At 74.6% G+C, this 3,467-nt stretch carries 2 protein-coding genes; one reads left to right on the top strand and one right to left on the bottom strand.

Features of this window, described 5'->3' with window-relative positions; genetic code table 11:
- Window positions 1-1,019: ABC transporter ATP-binding protein (locus tag ACWGIU_RS33095; protein WP_453711803.1), on the top strand; the 1,019-nt coding region annotated here is incomplete at its 5' end.
- Window positions 1,020-1,147: 128 nt separating this feature from the next.
- On the opposite strand, the gene ACWGIU_RS33090 is transcribed toward ACWGIU_RS33095, so the two are convergent.
- A complete protein-coding gene (locus tag ACWGIU_RS33090) occupies window positions 1,148-3,217 on the bottom strand; it encodes a SpoIIE family protein phosphatase (protein ID WP_453711802.1) in 2,070 nt (689 codons plus the stop codon).
- Window positions 3,218-3,467 lie beyond the last annotated feature (250 nt).

Below are 3,467 nucleotides of genomic sequence, written 5' to 3'. Positions count from 1 at the left end.
CCTCCGTCACCGGCTTCAACGAGCTCACCCTGGACGCGGAACCCGGCACCACCATCGCCGTCGTCGGCGAGAACGGCGCCGGCAAGACCACCCTGCTGCGGGCCCTCCTCGGCCTCACCCCGCGGGCCCACGCCGAACTGCGGCTCGGCGACACCGACGTCACCGCCCTGCCCCCGCACAAGCGCCAGGTGGCCTGGGTGCCGCAGGACGGGGCGCTGTTCCCGCACCTGACCGCCGTGGCCAACACCGCGTACGGGCTGCGCGCCCGCGGGGTGCCGCGCGCGGAGGCCCGCCGCGAGGCCCTGGCGTGGCTGGACCGGCTCGGCGTACCGCACCTCGCCGACCGCAGGCCCGCCCAGCTCTCCGGCGGCCAGGCCCAGCGGGTGGCGCTGGCCCGGGCGCTGGCCGCCCGCCCCCGGCTCCTCCTGCTGGACGAGCCGCTCGCCGCGCTCGACCAGACCACCCGGGCCCGGGTGCGGCACACCCTGCGCACGCATCTGGCCGGCTTCGGCGGGGTCTGCCTCATCGTCACCCACGATCCCGTCGAGGCGGTGTCGCTGGCCGACCGGGTCCTCGTACTGGCCGACGGCCGGGCCCTGCAGGACGCACCGCCCGTCGAGGTGACCCGGCACCCGCGTTCCCCGTGGGTGGCCCGCATGCTGGGCCGCAACGCCTGGCCGGGCACGGCGTCGGCCGACGGGCTCACCCTCGCGGCGGGCGGTCGGCTGGTGGTCGCCGAGACGCTGCCCGAGGGCGCGAAGGCGCTGGCGATCATCGCCCCGGAGGCGGTCTCCGTCCACACGGACCGGCCGGGCGGCAGCCCCCGTAACGTCTGGCCGGGCACCGTACGGGAGATCACCGCGGTCGGCAGCCGACTGCGCGTGCTGATCGCCTCGGACACCGCGCCCGGCCTGGTCGCCGAGATCACCCCCGACGCGGCGGCCGAACTGGGCCTGGTGGACGGCTCCGCGGTGTGGACGAGCGTCAAGGCCACCGAGGTCACACTGGTACGCCTCTGACAGCGCCGGTCCCCGGGGACCCGGTAAGGACCCGTAGGACCCGGTAGAGAGCGGGAGAGAGCGGTAGAGACCCATGGGGTCCCGGTAGGGACATGGGTCCGGGTGTCTGCGAGGCGTTTCGCCCGCTCTCAGCCGGCGTACTCCGGGGCCGCCAGCTCGAACTCGCACCACACGCACTTCCCGCCGCCGCGGGGCTCCACCCCCCACTCGTCCGCGAGTCGGTCCACCAGCATCAGCCCGCGCCCCGACACCGCCCAGTCCCCCGCCTCGCGACGTCTCGGCAGGGCGCTGCTGCTGTCCTCCACCTCGATCCGGATCCGCCCCTGCGCCGTGAGCCGCATGCTGACGTGGCCGCCGCCTTCCGTGTGGACCAGGGCGTTGGTCATCAGCTCGTCCGCCGCCAGTTCGATCTCGTCGGCCCGGTGCCGGGCGCCCCAGGCGGCCACCGCCGCCCGGATCAGGTGCCGGGCCAGTGCCGGGGCCTTCGCGTCGTCCGGTTCCAGCCGCTGGTGCAGCGGACCGCCACCGCGCGGGGTGGGGGTGCCGCGGCGGCGCAGGACGAGCAGGGCCATGTCGTCCCCGCCGCCCGAGTCCCCGATCAGGTCGCACAGCACGTCGGCGAGCTCCTCCACGTCGACCGGGCCGCTGTGGAACGCCGCCATGAGTTCCCGCATGCCGCTGTCCGGGTCCGCGCCGGGGCGTTCGATCAGGCCGTCGGTGCACAGCAGCAGGGTGTCGCCGGGGTGCAGTTCGAGGCTGGTGACGGGATAGCCGGAGCCGGTGCCGGTCTGCTCGCGGGGCGGCAGGCCGAGCGGCAGCCCGCCCGCCACCCGGACCCGGTGGACGGTGCCGTCGCCGCGCCGCACGACCGGGTCGAGGTGCCCGGCGCGGACCAGCCGGATCATTCCGGTGGTGAGGTCCACCTCGGCGTAGGTGCAGGTGGCGAACCGTTCCGTCTCCAGGTCGCGCAGGAAGGCCGAGGCCCGAGCCATCGCCGTACCGGGCGTGTGCCCCTCGGCGATGTACGCCCGCATCACGATGCGCAGCTGCCCCATGACGGCGGCCGCGTCCGTGTCGTGACCCTCGACGTCGCCGATCATCACCCCGACCCGGCCCTCGCCGAGCGGCACCACGTCGTACCAGTCACCGCCGATGTCCCGCCCCATCCGGGCGGACCGGTACCGTACGGCGATCCGCGCGCCCGGCACGTCCGGGATCCGGCGCGGCAGGAGGGCCCGCTGGAGTCCCTCGGCCAGGTCGTGCTCCTGCTCGAAGAGGATGGCCCTCTGGAGGCTCTGGGCGACCCCGCTACCGAGTGCCATCAGCAGGTTCCGTTCCTCGGCGGTGAAATCGCCGTCCCGCGTGTAGAGCAGCCCGAGCGCCCCGACGGGCCGTCCCTGGGCGATCAGCGGCAGATAGACGCCGCTGCGGACGGACAGCGGCTCGATGTACGGCCACAGGTCCGGGTAGCGCTGCTGGAACTCCTCCCGGGAGACGAGAAAGACCGACTGCATGGTGCGTACGGCCTCGCTCATCGGGAGCTGCGCGTCGATCCGCGTGTACTCGATCTCGGGCACGTACGAGCCGAGCTGCCCCTCCGCGACCAGGTGGATCCGGCCGCCGTCCACGACGCCCAGCATCACGCTGACCGCACCGAGGTGCCCGAGGGCCTGCGGGTCCTTGAGGATGTCGGTCACGTCGTTGACGGTGCGGGCGTGGGCGAGGATGGCGGTGGTCCGCTCCACGACGCCGGTCATCCGGCGCCGCCCCTCGGTCTCCTCGCCGGCGGCACCCGGCTCGCCGGGGTCGTGGGCGGCGTCGCGGAGGATCCCGATGACGCGGTACGGGCGACCGGACGGGTCCCGCAGGATGTGCCCCTGGATATGGGTCCAGGCCGGTGAACCGTCGCGCCCGCGGCTGCGGACGTACGCCCCGTAGTGGCTTCGGCCCTCCTTGATCGCCTGCGCGACCCGGGTGTCGAGCCGGGCTTCCTCACCGGGTGCCAAGCGGCTCCGGAGTCCGCCGGGGGTCCCGTCGTACTCGTCCGGGCGCAGGTCGAGCACCTCGAGGGCGGTGGGATCGAGATGCATCCGCCCGCTGTCGAGGTCCCAGTCGAAAGTGCCCATGCGGTTGAGCGCGAGGCTGGTGTCCGGCCGCGCGGGCCAGCCGACGGCGGGGTTCTCTGCCCTACGGGCCATGGAGCCAGGGTCTCACTCCCGCCCGCCGGTGTCCCTGCGGGAGACCCGGGCACCCTTCGTGCCCGGCCCGACACACCTGAGGACGGCCGCGGATCCGAGGCAGCGCCGGCCGGGCGGTGCGGTGCGCTGTCCGGCAGGGCCGCGTCATGGACCGACAGGGCGATCAGTGCGTCTTCATTGTGGGCAGCGCCGGATGGAGGCCCCGGCCGATCTCCACGTCGGACGGGCCCCGCCCGACCGCCGAGGGCCC

It is taken from the genome of Streptomyces sp. NPDC054840 (genome assembly GCF_053611065.1).
The sequence above is the reverse complement of the archived record's forward strand: the minus strand, read 5'-3'. Positions and strand labels throughout refer to the sequence as shown.